This is a genomic window from Ornithinibacillus bavariensis, from assembly GCF_050433565.1.
In the GTDB taxonomy this organism is placed as follows: Bacteria; Bacillota; Bacilli; order Bacillales; family Amphibacillaceae; genus Ornithinibacillus; species Ornithinibacillus bavariensis.
On sequence record NZ_JBNPWZ010000001.1, the window covers coordinates 79,556 to 99,807 of the forward strand.

18 protein-coding genes are annotated in these 20,252 nt (G+C 36.8%); 15 read left to right on the forward strand and 3 right to left on the reverse strand.

Going from position 1 to position 20,252, the window contains the following annotated elements; all coding sequences use genetic code 11:
• Positions 1-109: 109 nt before the first annotated feature.
• From HNR27_RS00375 to HNR27_RS00385, 3 genes are all read right to left on the reverse strand, one after another.
• Positions 110-613, reverse strand: a complete 504-nt coding sequence (locus HNR27_RS00375; RefSeq protein WP_429338390.1) for a hypothetical protein — start codon at positions 611-613, stop codon at positions 110-112.
• A 94-nt stretch (positions 614-707) separates the two neighbouring features.
• Positions 708-953 carry a YuzB family protein gene (locus HNR27_RS00380; protein WP_212920255.1) on the reverse strand — a complete coding sequence of 82 codons (246 nt, stop codon included), beginning with the start codon at positions 951-953 and terminating at the stop codon, positions 708-710.
• A gap of 98 nt (positions 954-1,051) precedes the next feature.
• On the reverse strand, positions 1,052-2,248 hold the full coding sequence (locus HNR27_RS00385; RefSeq protein WP_429338391.1) for an MFS transporter: 1,197 nt from the start codon (positions 2,246-2,248) through the stop codon (positions 1,052-1,054).
• A gap of 230 nt (positions 2,249-2,478) precedes the next feature.
• Between HNR27_RS00385 and HNR27_RS00390 the strand changes: the two genes are divergently transcribed.
• The 15 genes from HNR27_RS00390 (at position 2,479) to HNR27_RS00460 (ending at position 20,135) form a co-directional block, all read left to right on the forward strand.
• A complete protein-coding gene (locus HNR27_RS00390) occupies positions 2,479-3,387 on the forward strand; it encodes a DUF1002 domain-containing protein (RefSeq protein WP_212920591.1) in 909 nt (302 codons plus the stop codon).
• 299 nt (positions 3,388-3,686) lie between these two features.
• Positions 3,687-5,360 (forward strand): peptide ABC transporter substrate-binding protein, encoded by a 1,674-nt coding sequence (locus HNR27_RS00395; RefSeq protein WP_212920257.1) that lies wholly within the window; start codon positions 3,687-3,689, stop codon positions 5,358-5,360.
• A 319-nt stretch (positions 5,361-5,679) separates the two neighbouring features.
• Positions 5,680-6,615: an ABC transporter permease gene (locus HNR27_RS00400; protein WP_212920258.1), complete on the forward strand. Its 936-nt coding sequence runs from the start codon at positions 5,680-5,682 to the stop codon at positions 6,613-6,615.
• Positions 6,615-7,538 carry an ABC transporter permease gene (locus HNR27_RS00405; protein WP_212920259.1) on the forward strand — a complete coding sequence of 308 codons (924 nt, stop codon included), beginning with the start codon at positions 6,615-6,617 and terminating at the stop codon, positions 7,536-7,538. Before HNR27_RS00400 ends, HNR27_RS00405 begins: the two co-directional genes overlap by 1 nt.
• 13 nt (positions 7,539-7,551) lie before the next feature.
• Positions 7,552-8,580, forward strand: a complete 1,029-nt coding sequence (locus HNR27_RS00410; protein ID WP_429338392.1) for an ABC transporter ATP-binding protein — start codon at positions 7,552-7,554, stop codon at positions 8,578-8,580.
• Positions 8,573-9,550: an ABC transporter ATP-binding protein gene (locus HNR27_RS00415; protein WP_429338393.1), complete on the forward strand. Its 978-nt coding sequence runs from the start codon at positions 8,573-8,575 to the stop codon at positions 9,548-9,550. The genes HNR27_RS00410 and HNR27_RS00415 overlap by 8 nt, the downstream gene beginning before the upstream one ends.
• A gap of 518 nt (positions 9,551-10,068) precedes the next feature.
• The gene (locus tag HNR27_RS00420) at positions 10,069-11,082 is read left to right on the forward strand and encodes an ABC transporter ATP-binding protein (protein ID WP_280530734.1); all 1,014 of its coding nucleotides are present in this window, start codon (positions 10,069-10,071) and stop codon (positions 11,080-11,082) included.
• Positions 11,069-12,001 carry an ABC transporter ATP-binding protein gene (locus HNR27_RS00425; protein WP_212920263.1) on the forward strand — a complete coding sequence of 311 codons (933 nt, stop codon included), beginning with the start codon at positions 11,069-11,071 and terminating at the stop codon, positions 11,999-12,001. The genes HNR27_RS00420 and HNR27_RS00425 overlap by 14 nt, the downstream gene beginning before the upstream one ends.
• A 4-nt stretch (positions 12,002-12,005) precedes the next feature.
• A complete protein-coding gene (opp4B, locus tag HNR27_RS00430) occupies positions 12,006-12,968 on the forward strand; it encodes an oligopeptide ABC transporter permease (RefSeq protein ID WP_212920264.1) in 963 nt (320 codons plus the stop codon).
• Between the two features lie 28 nt (positions 12,969-12,996).
• Positions 12,997-13,905 (forward strand): ABC transporter permease, encoded by a 909-nt coding sequence (locus HNR27_RS00435; RefSeq protein WP_212920265.1) that lies wholly within the window; start codon positions 12,997-12,999, stop codon positions 13,903-13,905.
• A gap of 95 nt (positions 13,906-14,000) precedes the next feature.
• Positions 14,001-15,815, forward strand: a complete 1,815-nt coding sequence (gene opp4A / locus HNR27_RS00440) for an oligopeptide ABC transporter substrate-binding protein (RefSeq protein WP_212920266.1) — start codon at positions 14,001-14,003, stop codon at positions 15,813-15,815.
• Positions 15,816-16,297: 482 nt separating this feature from the next.
• Positions 16,298-17,314 carry an ABC transporter ATP-binding protein gene (locus HNR27_RS00445; RefSeq protein WP_429338394.1) on the forward strand — a complete coding sequence of 339 codons (1,017 nt, stop codon included), beginning with the start codon at positions 16,298-16,300 and terminating at the stop codon, positions 17,312-17,314.
• Positions 17,301-18,233 carry an ABC transporter ATP-binding protein gene (locus tag HNR27_RS00450; protein WP_212920268.1) on the forward strand — a complete coding sequence of 311 codons (933 nt, stop codon included), beginning with the start codon at positions 17,301-17,303 and terminating at the stop codon, positions 18,231-18,233. Before HNR27_RS00445 ends, HNR27_RS00450 begins: the two co-directional genes overlap by 14 nt.
• A gap of 4 nt (positions 18,234-18,237) precedes the next feature.
• Positions 18,238-19,200 carry an oligopeptide ABC transporter permease gene (opp4B, locus tag HNR27_RS00455; RefSeq protein WP_212920269.1) on the forward strand — a complete coding sequence of 321 codons (963 nt, stop codon included), beginning with the start codon at positions 18,238-18,240 and terminating at the stop codon, positions 19,198-19,200.
• Between the two features lie 26 nt (positions 19,201-19,226).
• Positions 19,227-20,135 carry an ABC transporter permease gene (locus HNR27_RS00460; protein ID WP_212920270.1) on the forward strand — a complete coding sequence of 303 codons (909 nt, stop codon included), beginning with the start codon at positions 19,227-19,229 and terminating at the stop codon, positions 20,133-20,135.
• Positions 20,136-20,252: the final 117 nt, after the last annotated feature.

Consider the following 20,252-nt stretch of genomic DNA (forward strand, 5'->3'; position numbering starts at 1 on the left):
TTCCTAGGAAATAATTTGTCGATTTTTTGTGTGGAAAAAGATAGCCGGAATGTAGAAATGCTGTTCCGCAAATCGGCTTAGTCATGAGAAACAGTAATTAAAGCGAGGATTACCTACCGAAAATCACATCCAAGAAAAATGGTAACCAAAGCGCATATTGCTTCCCAAAAACTGGCTCAGCCATAGAAATCGGTAACCAAAGTAAGTATTGCCACCCAAAAATCAGCACAGCCAAGAGAAACGGTAACCAAAGCGCGTATTGCCACCCGAAAATCAGCACAGCCAAGAGAAATGGTAACCAAAGCGCGTTTTGCTTCCCAAAAATCAGCTCATCTATAGAAATCGGTAACCAAAGTAAGTATTGCCACCCGAAAATCAGCACAGCCAAGAGAAATGGTAACCAAAGCGCATATTGCTCCCCAAATACCAGCTCATCCATAGAAAACGGTAACCAAAGCGCGTATTGCTCCCCAAAAACCAGCTCAGCCATAAAAAACGGTAACCAAAGCGCATATTGCTTCCCAAAAATCAGCTCATCCATAGAAATCGGTAACCAAAGTAAGTATTGGCACCCGAAAATCAGCCCAGCTATAAAATAAAGTAGCCAATACAATTTTATCACCTAGATTAAGACAATAAAGTGCTCTCACACCACAGGAACGAGTTGCAACAAATGATCACTAAAAAAAATCAAAAAAAGAACTAGCCTATTGATAAATGGCTAGTTCTTCTTTGATTGCTGTGCGAATTTTATCTAAACACTCTTCCGGAGTCTTTCCGAAAATACGTCTGTTATTTACGATAGCATATGGCTTTACTCGGCATAATCCACAAAAGGATAAACAGTCACTAGTAAGTACTGCAACCTCGGGAAACTCTTTTTCCAGTATTTCTTCTATATTTAATGTTGTGATAGCATTTCCATCACATACTTCGACTACGACAATACCCATATGGCATCACTTTCTTTCAGAATTAAATAGGAATAGGACTGAATCATATCATTGTCATTAGATTTTATCAATTTTCATGCTTTATACATAAACTATAATCAATAACGGGTAGAAAGTGAACGTTTTTGGTCTGTATACTCATGCTTATACCAAGCAGCTAATAAAAATATACCACTCAGAATTAGTATGGCACTCGTTACAAAAAATACGGTAGATATACCATAAAGTCCTGCAATTAACCCGCCAAGTGCTGGACCAATAATGTTACCTAGGAAACGTAGGCTTGTATTATAGCCTAGCACTTCTCCTTGCATGGAAAGAGGTGCTTCTTGACGAATATAGGCAATTCGCAGGGGGATAATTCCTCCGATCGATACACCTAATAAAAACCGCACGATAACTAGCTGCCAAATAGAGGTGACAAATGCACCTGGTAGGTAGACAATACCTGCCATAAATAATAACCCGATCAATATTTTAATATATCCTCGTTGATCACCTAACTTTCCCCATCTACGAGACATGAGTAAATTACCAGCACCAGCTGCTGAGAACGCGATTCCAGAGAAAAATGCAATACTAGCTGGACCATGGATCTCCTCTACATACAAGGAAAGTATGGGTTGAACACTAAAGTGTGCAATCTGTACAAGAGTCGAAATAATCATGACCACTAGTAAAACTGGGTGCCTAATAATATGGAGTAATACTTCCTTCCGTGAATAGGATCGATGATCATTCCCTTCTGCTGTTTCTAAACGATGTTCCTTTACACCGAAGGCTACAATAAGTGCAGAAAGAATAATCGTAATCGCAGTCCATTTAAACGTAGTTGAAAAACCTAACATATCCGCTAATGCACCACCCAATAGAGGTCCCATTAACGAACCAGTTATACTACCGGTCTGCAATGTTCCTAGTACCCTCCCAGCACTTTTCCTAGGAGTTTGTGTTGCAATAAGTGCTTGAGACATAGGGATAAATCCCGTGAAAATCCCCATTAATAACCGTAGAATAAATAATTGCCAAACACTGGTAGCAAACCCCATTAAAAATACAGAAAGACCAATTCCACTAGCAAAGAAAATTAATAGTTTTTTCCTTCCGTATTTATCTCCAACTCTTCCCCATACTGGGGAAAAGAAAAATGCAGCGATGAAAGTTACTAAAAATACCCACCCTGCCCAATTTTGAATATAAACATTTGAAAAATTTCCAAGGGAAGCAATATATAAGGATAAAAATGGGATAACCATTGTGGTGCTTCCGGAGATAAAAAAGTTTGCAAACCACATGATGACTAAATTCCGTTTGACGTCTACTTCAGTATTAATTTGTATGTCCTTCCTTCTGTAAAATTATTTCGTAACCTAAATATAACGAAAACCGAAATAAATTTAAAGTATTATACTTATAGTTTAGGAGTGTTATTTTTTTGATATTAGGTATAATCAAGATAATAAGTTAATATTTTAATAGACAAGCAAGTGAGTAAATAAAATGGAAGGAAAAGGAGCTAACGATGATGAAACAATATATAAAGCTAACAGCTCTGTTTACTTTAATAATAAGTTTGCTAACAGTGTTCGTGGTGCCAGTAAGTGCTGATGAAGGCATTAATGAAAAGCTAGGGGTACCGATTGTTGTTTATGGAGGAAATCTAACAGACGATCAGAAAACTCAGACGAAAAAACTATTAGAAGTTACAGATTCAAATATGGTGGATGAATATACAGTAACAGGGGAAGATTTGGCAAAATATATAGGGGGAAATTCCAAATCAAGGATGTTCTCTTCTGCAAAGATAACGATAGAGGAAGAAGGGAAAGGACTAAATGTATCGATTATTACCCCTGAGAATATCACTGAAGTTACGAGTGAAATGTATGCCAATGCTCTGCTTACAGCAGGGGTTGAGAATGCTAGCGTAGTTGTAGCTTCACCTGTAAAGGTATCAGGTCATTCGGCCCTAACTGGAATATATAAAGCATATGATGAAGAAGGTGCACAGCTTGATAAGGAACGGATGGCGCTTGCTAATGAAGAGCTTAATGTAGCAACGGATTTAGTTTCTAGCGCTGGCCTTAGCAAGGAACAAGTAAGTGAATTAATTACGCAGATTAAACAAGCAATTGCTGAACAAAATCCTGCAACTGTAGATGATATAGAAAGAATTGTAAAAGAACAATTAGATAAACTAGAAATCTCTTTAAGTGAAAAGGATCGTCAAATGTTGATAGATTTGTTTGAAAAAATGAGAGATTTGAATATTAATTTTGATCAAGTGAAAAGTCAATTAAATGATATTGCCTCTAAAGTCCAAAATAAAATTGAAGACTTAATTGCAGATGAAGGATTTTGGGATAATATTGGAAACTTTTTTAAACAACTATTCGATGCTATAAGTAAATTTTTTGCTAATATATTTGGGTAAATACAGTTATATACTAATGTTTTATCTTATTACTAGAAGGTCTATTTCTAAAATGCAGCCGATTAAAGGGTATATTTTGGAAATAGCCTTTTTTTCGGTAAAAGGTCCTGGGAATAAATAACTAATAATTCCACCTATCATGATTATTTAGTCATATATGAATAAATGAAATAATATTAATTAAATAAATATTTTAAAAAAACAGATGAAATATTTTATAATAGGTTGTATAATAAAAACCAAGTTCAAGTTTTGGACTGAATTGTTAGAACATTTAATTAATAGGAGGGTCTAAACACATGAATTGGAAAAAGTGGTCATTACTATTTGCTCTTATTCTTGGTCTAGGTTTAGTCTTAGCTGCTTGTGGCGGAGACAAAACTGGTGGTGAAAAGAAGAATAATAATGAGCAAAGTGAAAATTCTGGTGAGAATGAAGGAAGCGCTTCAGAAGGTGCGGAACAAGTTCTAAATGTCAATATAAAGAGTGAACCACCTTCATTGCATCCTGGTCTTGCAACAGATACTACTTCTGGTGCAGTTCTTTACCAAGTATTTGAAGGGTTAATGCGTATTAATCAGGAAGGTGTGCCTGAGCCTGCAATGGCAGTGGCAGAACCAGAAGTTTCTGATGATTTATTAACGTATACATTTACGATTCGTGATGATGCAAAGTGGTCTAACGGTGACCCAGTAACAGCTCATGATTTTGAATATGCTTGGAAATGGGTATTAGACCCAGCTAATGCAGATACAGATTACGCTTATCAATTATATGTAATTAAAGGTGCTCAAAAAGCGAAAGAAGAAGGCGGATCATTAGATGAAGTAGGGGTTAAAGCGAAAGATGACAAGACTTTGGAAGTTACACTAGAACAACCAACTCCATATTTCCTTGATCTAACAGCATTTTATACTTATTTCCCTGTTAATAAAAATGTAGTTGATGGGAACGATAAATGGGCTCTTGAAGCAAGTGATGCTTATGTATCAAACGGTCCATTCTTGTTAGAATCCTGGTCTCACAAAGATAAAATTGTACTTAAGAAGAACCCAACATATTGGGATGCTGACACTGTGAAACTTGAAACAATTAATATGTATATGATTGAAGATGAAAATACTGCTCTAGAAATGTTTAATGCTGGTGACTTGGACTGGGTTGGATCTCCAACTGATTCAGTACCACTTGCAGCTAGACCAAAGTTGAAAGAAGAGGGTAAATTAAACATCACTCCTCTTGCAGGTGTGTATTACTATGCATTTAACACGGAAGAAGCACCTTTCGACAATCCAAATATTCGTAAAGCATTTGCTCTTGCAATTAACCGTCAAGGTATTGTAGAAAACATCACAAAGTCAGAGCAAATACCAGCAATGGCGTTAGTACCACCTTCGATTTGGGAAGAAAGCAAGGAAGGGTATTTCGCTGACAATGATGTAGAAAAGGCGAAGGAATACTTAGAAAAAGGCTTAGAAGAGCTAAACTTAGATAAGTTACCAAAAATTAAGCTTTCATACAACACGGATGAAGCACATGCTGTTATTGCTCAAGCGATACAAGATATGTGGAGTAAGGGCCTAGGTGTTGAAGTTGAACTGAATAACGAAGAGTGGAACGTATATCTCGACACAATGGGATCTGGTAACTTCCAGGTTGGACGTATGGGATGGTTAGCAGACTTTAACGATGCAATCAACTTCTTAGAAATATTCCAGTCTGTTGGTGGAAACAACTATACAAACTGGGAGGATGCTGAATACAAGGAGCTTTTAGCGAAATCCAGAACAGAAACAGATCCTGCTGCTCGTAAAGCTATTCTAAGAGAAGCAGAAGCAATTTTCATGGAAGCTCTGCCAATCGCACCAATTTACTTCTATACAAATGTATGGACTGCAAAAGACTATGTCAAGGGTATAGAAGTATCCGGACTTGGAGATGCACAGTACAAGTGGGGATATATCGAAAAATAGTAGCTTGATATAAAAATGCTGAAGTTAAACCAAGATAGGAAACAGATATACTGTTCTCTATCTTGGTTACTTCCATTAATAGCATAACAACCCTTTTGTAACTTGTAAGGACAAGGCTTTTCAAGAAATTTAGAGAATTATACTGAATATATGTATACATGCAAAAAGAAACAATTACTCCTTTTTAGAAATGCAAAAGAACTGTATTTTTGCATAAACACAAGGTTATTATTCTCTTTTCTTGAAATGGAAAAGGGAATGGTCAAGGGGTGGATCGTTTCACCTCTTTTTTAGGTTCACGTTACTTGGAGGTGTTATTGTGGGAAAGTATATTTTGAAGAGAATCGGTTATATTCTGCTTTCTTTGTATTTAATTATAACTGCAACCTTCGTACTAATGCGATTAGCGCCAGGAAGTCCCTTTGCATCGGAAAGAAGAATTCCACCCGCTTTAGAACAGCAAATGAATGAAGCCTATGGATTAAATGATCCAATTCATAAACAATACATTGAGTATGTTGTTAATGCATTTACATTTGACTTTGGCCCTTCCTTTAAATTTGTTGGACAAGAAGTGACAGATATTATATTTAGAAGTTTTCCTTATTCATTAGTTTTAGGACTGGAGGCAATGTTTATTGCACTTGGCATTGGTGTCCTGCTGGGTGTGATTGCGGCAATAAGACACAATAAGTTTAGTGACTATATAGCAATGGTAATAGCGGTTTTAGGTATTTCTGTCCCCAGCTTTATCATGGCATCTATCCTACAATACGTTTTTGCAATAAAGCTAGAAATGTTTTCAGTTGCAAGGATGGAGTCCTTCGCAGATACTATTTTACCAGCCGTGGCACTAGCTACAACTCCTTTAGCATTTATAGCTCGCTTAATGAGGTCTAGTATGCTAGATGTTTTAAACTCAGATTATATTAAAACTGCAAAATCAAAGGGTATGAGTCAACGCGTTGTCACCTATAAACATGGACTCAGAAATGCTATGTTACCGGTTATCTCGTACATGGGTCCATTAATAGCAAGTATTCTAACGGGTAGCTTTATCATCGAGACAATTTTTGGTATTCCTGGTCTAGGAAGTGAATTTGTAACTAGTATTACAAACAGAGACTATACCGTAATTATGGGGACGACCGTATTCTTTGGTATCTTATTACTCTTTTCTGTATTAATCGTAGATTTAATTTATGGATTAATTGACCCGAGAATTAAACTTACAGCAAAGGGTGGTGAAAAGTAATGGCACATCCACAACTTACCAGTACAGATTTCGAACCACTACTGACGAACAAGGCAGAGCTAGAAAAAATTTCTGGCAAAAGTACATCTTATTGGAAGGATGCATGGAGAAGATTCCGTAAAAATAAATTAGCCCTAGCAGGAATTTTTGTCATATTGTTACTTGGAATTATGGCTTTTAATGGCGCAAAAATGTCAGGTCATAACTTTAAAGATAATGATTTAATGGCAACAAACCAGACAATGTCAAAGGATCACTGGTTTGGAACAGATACACTAGGAAGAGATATCTTTGCTAGAACCTGGGAAGGAGCAAAAATCTCCTTATTTATCGGTTTAATGGCGGCGTTTCTAGATTTAATAATTGGTGTGATCTGGGGTGCCGTTGCTGGATATTTTGGTGGAAAAGTGGATGAGTACTTGATGCGAATAGCGGACATATTGTATGGATTACCATATTTACTTGTAGTAATTTTGTTAATGGTTTTAATGGGACAAGGAATTTGGACAATGATAATCGCAATGGTCATAACGGGATGGATCAATATGGCGAGAATTGTCCGCGGTCAGGTGATGCAGCTCCGTTCGGAAGAGTATGTACTAGCCTCCCGTTCTCTAGGCGCAAGTAATTCCAGATTACTATTCAAGCATCTTATTCCAAATACCCTAGGGCCAATTCTTGTTACGTTAACTTTAACAGTACCTAATGCCATTTTTACTGAAGCATTTTTAAGCTTTTTAGGGTTAGGTGTTCCAATGCCACATGCAAGCTGGGGAGTTATGACTAGTGATGCAATAGGAGCATTTCAATATTATCCATACCAGTTATTTTTCCCAGCATTCTTTATTTGCTTAACGATGCTGGCATTTAATGTAATTGGTGATGGTATGCGTGATGCACTTGATCCGAAAGGGCGAAAATAGGGGGAGATACGTAATGAAGAAAATACTAAGCGTTAAAAACCTTTCCGTATCATTCGATACCTATAAAGCTGAGGTAAAGGCGGTTCGTAATGTATCGTTTGATTTACATGAAGAAGAGACATTAGCTATCGTAGGGGAATCGGGCTCGGGAAAAAGTGTAACCGCACAATCGCTTATGCGCTTAATTCCAATGCCACCAGGTAAATTTGTGGGTGGATCCATTCTATTCAATGGAGAAGACATTACACAGAAGTCCGAAAAACAAATGGAAAGTATTCGCGGTAAAGAAATTGGCATGATTTTTCAAGATCCAATGACTTCACTAAACCCTACAATGACAATTGGAAAGCAGATTGCTGAGGGACTTATTAAACATCATAGCATGGCTAAAAAGGAAGCATATAACCGTGGTGTAGAACTACTTAAATTAGTAGGAATTCCAACTCCAGAAAAACGAATCAATCAGTATCCCCATGAGTTTTCTGGGGGAATGCGACAGCGTGCAATGATTGCGATTGCTCTAGCATGTAATCCGAAAATACTCATTGCGGATGAACCGACTACAGCACTTGATGTAACCATTCAAGCGCAAATCCTAGACTTAATGAAAGAATTGCAAAAGGAAACTGGAACTGCTATTATTCTCATTACTCATGACCTAGGGGTTGTTGCCAATGCAGCACATCGTGTAGCAGTTATGTACGGTGGGAAAATTGTAGAGACTGGTACAGTTGATGAAATTTTTTATAATCCTAGACATCCATATACCTGGGGACTACTCGGGTCTATGCCAAGATTAGACAATCATGATGAGGAGTTGAAGGCAATTCCTGGATCACCGCCAGATTTAGCAGATCCACCAAAAGGTTGTCCTTTTGCAGCTCGTTGTCCATATGCAATGAAGGCGTGTGGATCACATATGCCTGAATACTATGAGCTTTCAAGCACCCAAAAAACCGCATGTTGGTTATTGGATGAACGTGCTCCAAAAGTAGAACCACCAGAATTTGCAAATGTAGGAGGTTCGAAGGTAAATGGCTAAGACAAAGGAAACGCTAGTTGAGATAAAGGATTTAAAAAGACATTTTAAAGTAGATCGCAAAAATATTTTAAAGGCTGTCGACGGCTTGACCTTCGATATATATAAGGGTGAAACCTTTGGGCTCGTCGGGGAATCTGGCTGTGGTAAGTCAACTGCTGGAAGAACAATAATGGGGCTCTATCAGGCATCTGCGGGTGAGGTTCGTTTCAAGGGTGCAAGTGTACATGAGAAAAAGTCAAAAAAAGAATTAAAGAATTTAACTCGAAGTATGCAGATGATTTTTCAAGATCCGTATGCATCACTAAATCCTAGAATGACTGTAAAGGATATCATAGCTGAGGGTATTGATATACACGGTTTAGCAAAGACAAAGGAAGAGCGAACAAAGCGAGTAAATGAATTATTAGAAACCGTTGGATTAAACGCTGAACATGGTAATCGCTATCCGCATGAGTTTAGTGGTGGTCAACGTCAGCGTATAGGTATAGCAAGAGCTTTAGCGGTAGATCCGGATTTCATTGTTGCAGATGAGCCTATTTCTGCACTTGATGTTTCGATTCAAGCACAGGTTGTTAATTTAATGAAAAAGCTACAGAAGGAAAGAGGCCTAACTTATCTATTTATCGCGCATGATTTATCTATGGTGAAGCACATAAGTGATCGTGTAGGCGTAATGTATTTAGGGAACCTAGTTGAAGTGGCACCTAGTAATGAATTGTACGAAACACCTCTTCATCCGTATACACAAGCATTATTAAGTGCAATACCTATAGCTAATCCGCAAATTGAGCGTACAAGAGAAAGAATTATTGTAGAAGGGGACGTACCTAGTCCGATTAATCCACCAAGCGGATGTCGTTTCCGTACGAGATGCCCTATGGCTATGGAAATTTGTTCAAAGGTTGAACCTAAATTTATAGAGCATGAACCAGAGCATTGGGTGGCATGCCATCTTTATGGGAAAAACTAAAAAATAATTATAGTAGTATATAAGAAGAAAGTGGTTTCTTGTTTAAAAGAAGCCACTTTTTTTGTTTTCATCAAAGTTAACAATATTAGTTAATGATTTTATAGATAGTTAGGAATAGAAATTGTTTTTCAAAACAAACAAATCATGCAAATAATTAAAAAAAACTGATATTTAGCGACACGAACATTCTGATAATTAAAGAGACGGAAATTTGGAATGGCTATAATCATTTAATGTAAGCACTAACAATCCTTATAGCGCCTGTATACTGAGAAATAAGAAATAAATACAAATAGATATTTCCGATAAATTTAAACAATTTTTTATAAAAAAATGATGCAATATAAAAATAATAGTAGTATAATAAGTTCCATCATCTTATTTATATAACACTAAATTATCAGAATAATTTAAACAATAATAAGATTATATAGTCTCATAAATACACCACGAAAAGTGTACCCTAAAAAGACTAAAGTAAGTCTTGGATCTAAATAATTTATAGGGGGATGGAAGTTGTGGCTGAGAAGCTTTTAGAAATTAAAAATTTAACTACTTCATTTCGCATTAAAGATGATTATTATGCAGCAGTGGATAATTTATCATTAACGGTTAACAAAAATGAGGTACTTGCTATTGTAGGAGAATCAGGTTGTGGAAAGAGTGCTTTAGCATTTTCAATTATGGGTCTTCATACACGTGCAAAAATTGACGGAGATATTCTATATAAGGACAAGAATATTGCAAAAATGTCTCCAGCTGAAATAAATAAAGTTCGCGGCAAGGATCTAGGAATGATTTTCCAGGACCCGCTTACTTCACTAAATCCATTAATGGAAATTGGCGATCAAATTGGAGAAACATTAATTCTTCATAATAAAAATCTATCTAAGAACAAAATTCGAGAAAAGGTGTTAGACCTTTTGAATAAAGTAGGAATTCCGCGTCCGGAATATGTTATAAATCAATTTCCGCACGAACTTTCTGGTGGTATGCGTCAGCGTGTCGTTATTGCTATGGCGATTGCGAATGAGCCCGAGCTTCTAATTGCTGATGAACCGACAACTGCTCTTGATGTTACGATTCAATCACAGATTTTAGAACTAATTAACAAGTTAAAAAACGAAATGAATTCAGGTATTATCCTTATTACCCACGATCTGGGTGTTGTTGCAGAAATGGCAGATAGAGTAGCTGTTATGTATGCAGGGCAAATTGTTGAACTTGCAGATGTGAAAACATTATTTGAAAATCCACTACATCCTTATACTAGATCGTTATTAAATTCAGTACCTAATGCAAATGAAGAACAGGACAAGCTTCATGTTATTCAAGGTATTGTTCCTTCGCTGCAAAATCTTCCAAGAGAAGGTTGCCGCTTTAGTGCGAGAATACCTTGGGTAGATGAAACAGCTCATGAAGCTCATCCAGAACTAAAAGAAGTAACACCAGGGCATCTTGTACGTTGTACTTGCTATAAGCATTTCAGTTTCCCTGATGACTCAAAGGAGGAACAACATGTCTTATCTTGAGGTAAAGGACTTAAAAATCCACTTCCCGATTAAAGGCGGTCTTTTCAGTCGAACAGTAGGCCATATCAAAGCGGTTGATGGGGTATCTTTCTCACTAGACAAGGGTAAAACATATGGTTTAGTTGGGGAATCTGGTTCTGGAAAGACGACTACAGGAAGATCCATTATTGGATTAAACAACATTACTTCTGGTCAAGTATTATTCGATGGTGTTGATATTACGAATATCAAACGTGCGAAATCGGATGTGCGCAAAGATATCCAAATGATCTTTCAGGATCCTTATTCATCTTTAAACCCAAAGAAACGTGTTATTGATATCGTTTCTGAACCATTACGAAACTTTGAAAATCTTACTAGAAAAGAAGAACGTAAAAGAGTTCAAGAGTTAATGGAGCTTGTAGGCCTAAGTCCAGAGAGTATTTTAAAATACCCACACGAGTTCTCTGGTGGACAACGTCAGCGTATTGGTATTGCTAGAGCAATTGCATTAAAACCGAAGCTAATTATTGCAGATGAGCCAGTATCAGCCTTGGACGTATCTGTACAAGCACAAGTGCTTAACTTTATGAAGGATATTCAAAAAGAACTTGATTTAACATACTTATTTATCAGTCACGACTTAGGAGTAATCAAACACATGTGTGATCAAATTGGGATTATGTATAAAGGTCGTTATGTGGAAGAAGGGACAGCAGATGATATCTTTTTCAACCCACAACATATTTATACAAAGCGCCTTGTGGCAGCAATACCAGATATTGATCCAAACAAACGTGAGGAAAAACGTAAATTCCGTGAAGAAGTGAAAGCGGAATATGAAAAGTCCTATAATGATTACTTTGACGAAGAAGGTTTAGCCTATAAATTGCAGCCAGTTTCTGATACTCATCTAGTGGCTTTACCAGAGAAAGGTTGATAATATGTGGAAATTTTCAGTACGACGTACATTAATTATGATTCCGCAATTAATATTGCTTAGTATCATCATTTTTGTTCTTGCACAATTAATGCCTGGTGATGCATTATCTGGACAAATTGGTCCGGACGTTGACCCGGCAAGACTTGACGAGATTCGTGAAGAGATGGGTTGGAATGACCCTTGGTATGAACAATATGGAAGATGGGTTGGCGGTGTTGTTAAAGGTGACTTCGGAGATTCATTCCGATTTAAAATGCCAGTTTCTGAATTAATTGGACAACGTATTATGAATACGGTTTGGTTATCGATAGTCACACTAATCCTAACCTATTTGATAGCAATTCCATTAGGTATAGTAAGTGGTCGTTACAATGACACTTGGAAGGACCAACTAGTTACTGGTTATACCTATGTTGGATTTGCGACACCATTATTTATCTTTGCACTGGTGATGCTTTGGTTATTTGGTTTTAAATTAGGATGGTTCCCTACGAGTGGTAGTGTGACTCCAGGGCTGGTATCTGGAACATTTGAACACTTCATGAGTAAAGTTTATCACTTAATTTTACCTGCATTTTCTATGGCACTTATAACTACGTATAGTACAATTCAATATTTACGAAATGAAATTGTAGATACAAAGCAAAAAGATTTTATTATTACAGCAAGAGCAAAAGGTGCTTCAGAGAAAAGAGTTTATAACCGTCATATCTTAAGAAACTCACTTTTACCGATTGCAGCATTTTTTGGATATGAGATTACCGGATTAATTGGTGGTTCTATCTTTATTGAGAATATTTTCGGTTTTCCAGGCATGGGACAATTATTAGTAGAATCGATCACATTACGTGATTACAGCGTCTTAACGGCAACTACATTATTATTCGGTGTTGCATCTATAGTAGGTGCATTAATCTCAGATATCATTTTAAGTATTGTTGATCCAAGAATTCGAATTAAATAAAAAGTAGGTAAACAGTGAGGTGATTAAATTGGGAAAGAAAACAGAAGCAGGAGCATTACAAGCACAAACTCCAATTAAAAGTCCCTCAGGCTTTAGCATAATTTGGAGAGAGCTTGTTCGAGATAAAGTTGCGTTAATTTCATTAATATTTTTAATTCTAATTGTTTCGTTTGTATATGGGATTTCACTTATATTAGACCAGGATGAAATTGTAAAGGTAGATTTGTTATCGATTTATCAACCACCAAATGATCAATTTATTCTAGGAACAGATTATGGCGGCCGTGATATCTTTGGACAATTAATTATTGGTACTAGAAACTCATTGTCGATAGCAATACTTGTTACGTTAATGACTGGAATAATTGGAATAGCATATGGTCTAATCTCAGGCTATTTTGGCGGACACATCGATAACATGATGATGCGTGTTTTAGACTTCTTTAACATTCTTCCATTTACAATGATTGTTATTGCATTCGTTGCAATTGTTCCGAAATATAGTGTTACGACGTTTTCACTTATTATGACCGGATTTCTATGGATGGGTATTGCCAGATTGATTCGTTCAAAAGCATTGCAAGAAAAGGAATTAGACTATATACAGGCTTCCAAGACACTTGGTAGCTCAAATTTCAAAATTATCTTTACACAGCTTTTACCTAACTGTAGTTCATTAATCATTGTAACGATGACGCTGAACCTAGCTGCTAATATCGGACTTGAATCAGGGCTATCCTTCTTAGGATTCGGTTTCCCTGAAAGTACACCAAGTCTAGGAACACTTTTAAGCTATGCAACGAATCCACAAACTCTAGAATTTAGATGGTGGATTTGGGTACCTGCTTCGATTCTAATCCTACTTCTAATGTTATCAATCAATAACGTGGGACAAGCATTGAAGCGTGCAACAGACGCAAGACAAAGAAGAGGTTAAGTACTGGCATCTAAGATGTTTAGTGCATAGCTTGGCCGCGCCTATAGAATGGCCAAGGAAAAAAGATAATACAGACAATAGGGAGGCAAACAAAGATGAGAAAGACAAGCAAATGGCTATTATCGCTTATGCTGGTTTTATTGCTTGCACTTGCTGCTTGCGGCGGTGGAGATGATAATAAATCTGATAAGAAATCAGATAATAAGGCAAGCGAAAACAAAGCAAGTGAAGATGGAACCTTCAATATTGAAGACTTCAGCATGACAACTTCAAACGACGGTAAACCAATTGAAAATGGAAATCTAACATATGGTGTCGTATCTGATACTGTGTTTGAAGGAACGTTTAACTTTAACTTCTATCAAGCTGCTCCTGACTATGAAGTAATTGCATGGTTTGATGAGCCACTTTTCGACAATGACGAAAACTATGCTTACACACAAACTGGTGCTGCTACTTGGGAAGTTGATGACTCAGGTAAAGTTTACACGTTAAAAATTAAAGATGGTGTAAACTGGCAAGATGGCGAGCCAGTTACTGCTGAGGACTGGGCTTTCGCTTATGAAGTTATTGGCAACAAAGCATATAAAGGTATTCGCTATGGCTCTGACTTTGAAAATGTTGTTGGTATGAAAGAATACCATGAAGGTAAAGCTGATTCCATTTCTGGTATCAAAGTTATGGATGAGAAAACACTTCAAATTACCTTCCAAGAAGGTGGTCCTTCTCTAATTACTGGAGGAATCTGGCCTTATGCATTACCAAAACATATCTTTGGCGATATGGATATTGCTAAAATGGCAGAATCTGATGTAGTCCGTAAGAATCCTATTGGTATAGGACCTTATAAAGTTGAATCCATTGTTCCTGGTGAATCTGTAACATTAGTGAAAAATGAAAACTACTGGCGCGGTGAACCAGCATTAGAAAAAGTAACAGTGAAGGTCGTTTCACCTTCCACTGTAGTTCAAGAATTGAAAACTGGTGGAGTTGATATGGTAGACAGCTTCCCAACAGATCAATTTGTTGATAATGCGAACATGTCAAACGTTGAATTCTTAGGACAAGTTGAGAATTCTTACACTTATATTGGCTTTAAGCTTGGTAAATGGGATGCGAAAAAAGGTGAGGTTGTAGTAGATCCGAATGCTAAAATGGCTGACGTAAACCTACGTCGTGCTATGTGGTATGCAGTTGACAACGATGCAGTAGGAAAGAAATTCTACAATGGTCTTCGTTGGAATGCAACAACGCTAATTATTCCATTCTTCCCAGAGTATCATAATCCAGATATTGAAACACCTACCTTTGATCCAGAAAAAGCTAAGCAAATCTTAGATGAAGCTGGATATAAAGATGTTGATGGAGATGGATTACGTGAAAATCCAAAAGGTGAAGAATTAGTTATTAATTTTGCATCAATGTCTGGTGGAGACACAGCTGAGCCACTTGCGCAATATTATATCCAATCTTGGAAAAACGTTGGCTTAAATGTTCAGCTAGTTGATGGCAGACTTATTGAGTTCAATACATTCTATGATCGTCTAGAAGCAGATGACCCTGCATATGATATTTATCAAGGGGCTTGGGGAACTGGTACTGACGTGAACCCTTCTGGAATTTTTGCTGGTAACTCATCTGCAAACTATCCACGTTGGACAAATGAAGAAAATGAAAAGCTACTGAAAGACGGTGCTTCTATGAAGGCTATGGATCCAGCGTACCGTAAAGAAGTTTATGATCAATGGCAACAATTAATGGTTGACAATATTCCATTGTTCCCAACACTTTATCGTGCTGTGATTGTCCCAGTTAATGATCGTGTTGTAAACTTTACACTTGATCCTGCATCTGATCTTCGCCGTTACCAAATTGGTGTAACAGCAGAAAAACCGGCAGTAGAAAAATAATAGATGTGAGTAGGAAGAGGTTCTTGAGGGCCTCTTCTTTTTTTGTACCTAAATCGAACAAAATAAGTTATATGATTTGGTTGGAAAATAACAGCTCCAATTGCCATTGTTCAACTCTCAAAGATTAAATTTCTTCCTCTCCATCACACGAAGTCCCCTCTATAAGTAAAGCTTGAAAACCCTATGTAATTACAAAATTATCGAAACAATTTAAATAAAAAATTTAAAAAAAGCTTGTTAAAAATCTGAAAATAATATATACTTTAAAAAAATCAATTCAATATTACAAGTTTGTTACGGATATATAATTTATTCAACAAATAATTAACGGAAAATTAAAACAAATAGATGATAATAGGGCAGACACAGACAAAAAACGACAGCATGAGAACTCTGCTCTTTAATGTGTTTTAAATGTTTTTATTAGGAAAGGAAGCTTACTATAGAAGAAATATTCGCAATATTTAGTTAGGGGGATTAATTTGGCCGAAAAGTTACTAGAAATCAAAAATCTGAAGACATCCTTTCGAATAAGAGATGATTACTATGCCGCAGTAGATAATGTGTCATTAACGGTTAATAAGAACGAGGTTCTTGCTATTGTTGGAGAATCGGGTTGTGGTAAGAGTGCACTTGCATTTTCTATTATGGGTCTACATAGTCGCGCAAAGATAGATGGAAATATTTATTTTAAAGATGAGGACATAGCTAATATTTCCACTTCAAAGCTTAATAAGTTACGTGGAAAGCATATGGGGATGATATTCCAAGATCCTTTAACTGCTCTTAATCCACTAATGATAATTGGTGAACAAATTGGAGAAACATTACTGCTACACAATAAAAATATGACCAAATCGGTACGCAAGGAAAAGGTTATTAATTTATTAGAAAAAGTGGGAATTCCGCGTCCAGAGCATGTATATGAGCAATTCCCACATGAATTATCAGGTGGAATGAGACAACGGGTTGTCATTGCCACTGCTATTGCTAATGAGCCAGATTTGCTTATTGCTGACGAACCAACTACAGCTCTAGACGTTACAATACAGTCTCAAATTCTCGATTTAATTAAGGATCTAAAAGAAGACATGAACTCAGGTATCGTACTAATCACACATGATTTAGGTGTTGTAGCGGAGATGGCTGATCGAGTAGCGGTAATGTATGCAGGACAGGTTGTTGAAATCGCAGATGTCCACACATTATTTGAAAACCCACTTCATCCATATACTAGATCATTATTTAACTCAGTACCAAATGCAAATGAGGAGCAGGATCAGCTACACGTTATACAAGGGATTGTACCTTCGCTGCAAAATCTACCACGGGAAGGGTGTAGATTTGCCGCTAGAATACCTTGGATAGATGCTTCCGCTCACGAGGCAAATCCTGAACTACATGAGGTTCAACCAGGGCATTTTGTACGTTGTACTTGCTATAAGCATTTTAACTTCCCGGAAGAAAGTAAGGAGGAACAGCAACATGGGGTTTCTTAAAGTAGAAGACTTAAAAGTACACTTTCCTATTAAGGGAGGATTTTTCGGAAGAACACTTGGATATGTAAAAGCGGTTGATGGTGTATCGTTTAATTTAGAAAAGGGAAAAACTTATGGACTTGTTGGTGAATCTGGTTCAGGAAAATCTACAACAGGTCGAGCTATTATTGGTCTAAACCATATTACCGATGGAAAGATCGAATTTGAAGATAAGGAAATTACCAAAATACATCGTGCTAAAGCAGAAATTCGCAAGGATATTCAAATGATTTTCCAAGATCCTTATTCTTCCTTGAATCCGAAAAAGCGTGTCCTTGATATTGTTGCTGAACCATTACGAAACTTTGAAAGGCTAAGTAGAAAAGAAGAAAGATTTAAGGTTCAAGAATTATTAGAATTAGTAGGACTTAGTCCTGAAAGTATATTGAAATACCCACATGAATTCTCTGGGGGTCAACGTCAACGTATCGGTATTGCGAGAGCTGTTGCATTAAAGCCAAAGCTTATAATTGCTGATGAACCAGTATCGGCGCTTGACGTTTCCGTACAAGCACAGGTTCTAAACTTTATGAAAGAAATTCAAAGGGAATTAGACCTAACATATTTATTCATCAGTCACGATTTAGGTGTAATAAGACATATGTGTGACCATATCGGAATTATGTATAAAGGACGATTTGTAGAGGAAGGTACGGCTAACGAAATATTTAACGAGCCGCAGCATATTTATACAAAACGTCTAATTGCAGCAATTCCAGATATTGATCCTAATAAACGTGAAGAATTAAAGAGGTTTAGAGCAGAGGTAAGTACGGAATATGAACAAGCCTACAATGACTACTTTGACGAAGAAGGTTTAGCCTATGGTTTAAAACCAATTTCTGAAACGCATCTAGTGGCTTTACCAGAGAAAGGTTGATACTATGTGGAAATTTAGTTTAAGACGAATACTCATAATGATCCCTCAACTATTCGCACTTAGTTTACTAATTTTTATACTTGCAAAAATGATGCCGGGTGATGCGCTATCTGGAAAAATAGATCCTAATATTGATCCAGCACGTATTGAAGAGCTACGTGAAGAAATGGGATGGAATGACCCTTGGCATGAGCAGTATGCTAGGTGGGTTGGCGGAGTTGTTAAAGGTGACTTTGGTCAGTCCTTTCGATTTAAAATGCCTGTAACAGAAATAATAGGGCAACGAATTGTGAACTCATTTTGGTTATCTTTGGTTACATTAATCCTAACCTATTTAATTGCAATACCATTAGGAATTACCAGTGGAAGATTTAATGACACCCTTAGGGATCATTTAATTACCGGCTACTCCTATATTGGATTTGCTACACCTTTATTTATATTCGCACTAGTTATGCTTTGGGTATTTGGATTCCAGTTACAATGGTTTCCAACGAGCGGTAGTGTGGCCCCTGGACTGGAGCCAGGAACATTTGATTACGTAGCAAGTAAATTGTATCATCTGTTATTACCTGCTTTTTCCATGGCATTAATTCAGACGTATAGTACAATTCAATATTTACGTAATGAGATTGTTGATACGAAACAAAGAGACTTTATCATTACAGCAAGGGCAAAAGGAGCTTCAGAAACAAGAGTTTATAACAATCATATATTGCGAAACTCACTATTACCAATTGCAGCATTTTTTGGGTATGAAATTACACTATTAATCGGAGGATCCATATTTGTGGAAAACATTTTTGGATACCCTGGTATGGGACAATTGTTAGTTGAGTCCATTACCCTACGTGACTATAGTGTGGTAACTGCTACAACCTTATTATTTGGAGTAGCTTCAGTACTCGGTGCATTACTCTCAGATATTATCCTGAGCATCATTGACCCAAGAATTCGGATTAAATAATTTTGGCATAGTGAGGTGAACAATAAATGGTAGAAAATTCCGCAACTGCGGCAGTAAAAACAAAGGAAATGATTAAAACACCATCTGGTTTTAATATAATATGGCGCGAACTTATGCGAGATAAACTAGCATTAATCTCTCTTATTTGTTTGATTGGTATAGCGGCGTTTGTTTATGGAGTCTCATTAGTACTGGATCAAGAGGAGATTGTAAGGGTTGATCTATTCGCTATCTATCAGTCACCAGGAGAAGACTTTATTTTAGGAACTGATTATGGTGGAAGGGACGTTTTTGGACAGCTAATAATTGGTACGAAAAACTCCTTATCAATTGCAATAATAGTAACACTAATGACAGGATTTATTGGTGTTGTATTTGGATTGGTAGCTGGGTACTTTGGCGGACATATCGATAATATGCTAATGCGTATCCTGGATTTCTTTAATATATTACCTTTCACGATGATTGTAATAGCATTTGTAGCTATTGTCCCAACCTATAGTGTCTTGACCTTCTCGATAATTATGGCAGCCTTCTTATGGATGGGAATTGCGAGATTAATTCGTTCGAAGGCTCTACAAGAAAAAGAATTAGATTATATACAAGCGGCGAGGACATTAGGCACTTCAAACTTTAAAATAATCTTTAAACATCTTTTACCGAATTGTAGTTCACTTATTATCGTAACAATGACACTGAATCTAGCTGCAAATATAGGATTGGAGTCAGGTCTCTCATTCTTAGGGTTCGGTTTCCCTGAGGATACACCAAGCTTAGGTACATTATTAAGCTATGCTAGAAACCCACAAACCCTTGAGTATAGGTGGTGGATCTGGGTACCAGCATCTGTCTTAATCCTAATCTTAATGCTGTGCATTAATAACGTAGGTCAAGCGTTAAAACGTGCTACAGATGCTAGACAAAGAAGAGGATAAATTATCTATACAATTTTTGTATAATTCGAAATTTCAATAGATAACTAGCCTAGTATTCTAGAAGAAAAATTACTTTAGGGAGGTGAGGCTGGTTATAGATAGAAAAATGATTAGGTT

Excerpts from the sequence above, each read along its gene's own strand:
- HNR27_RS00380 (WP_212920255.1), bottom strand. The coding sequence starts at position 953 with ATGGGTATTGTCGTAGTCGAAGTATGTGATGGAAATGCTATCACAACA.
- HNR27_RS00385 (WP_429338391.1), bottom strand. The coding sequence starts at position 2,248 with ATGTGGTTTGCAAACTTTTTTATCTCCGGAAGCACCACAATGGTTATC.
- HNR27_RS00390 (WP_212920591.1), top strand. The coding sequence starts at position 2,479 with ATGAAACAATATATAAAGCTAACAGCTCTGTTTACTTTAATAATAAGT.
- HNR27_RS00395 (WP_212920257.1), top strand. The coding sequence starts at position 3,687 with ATGAATTGGAAAAAGTGGTCATTACTATTTGCTCTTATTCTTGGTCTA.
- HNR27_RS00405 (WP_212920259.1), top strand. The coding sequence starts at position 6,615 with ATGGCACATCCACAACTTACCAGTACAGATTTCGAACCACTACTGACG.
- HNR27_RS00410 (WP_429338392.1), top strand. The coding sequence starts at position 7,552 with ATGAAGAAAATACTAAGCGTTAAAAACCTTTCCGTATCATTCGATACC.
- HNR27_RS00415 (WP_429338393.1), top strand. The coding sequence starts at position 8,573 with ATGGCTAAGACAAAGGAAACGCTAGTTGAGATAAAGGATTTAAAAAGA.
- HNR27_RS00425 (WP_212920263.1), top strand. The coding sequence starts at position 11,069 with ATGTCTTATCTTGAGGTAAAGGACTTAAAAATCCACTTCCCGATTAAA.
- opp4B (WP_212920264.1), top strand. The coding sequence starts at position 12,006 with ATGTGGAAATTTTCAGTACGACGTACATTAATTATGATTCCGCAATTA.
- opp4A (WP_212920266.1), top strand. The coding sequence starts at position 14,001 with ATGAGAAAGACAAGCAAATGGCTATTATCGCTTATGCTGGTTTTATTG.
- HNR27_RS00450 (WP_212920268.1), top strand. The coding sequence starts at position 17,301 with ATGGGGTTTCTTAAAGTAGAAGACTTAAAAGTACACTTTCCTATTAAG.
- opp4B (WP_212920269.1), top strand. The coding sequence starts at position 18,238 with ATGTGGAAATTTAGTTTAAGACGAATACTCATAATGATCCCTCAACTA.
- HNR27_RS00460 (WP_212920270.1), top strand. The coding sequence starts at position 19,227 with ATGGTAGAAAATTCCGCAACTGCGGCAGTAAAAACAAAGGAAATGATT.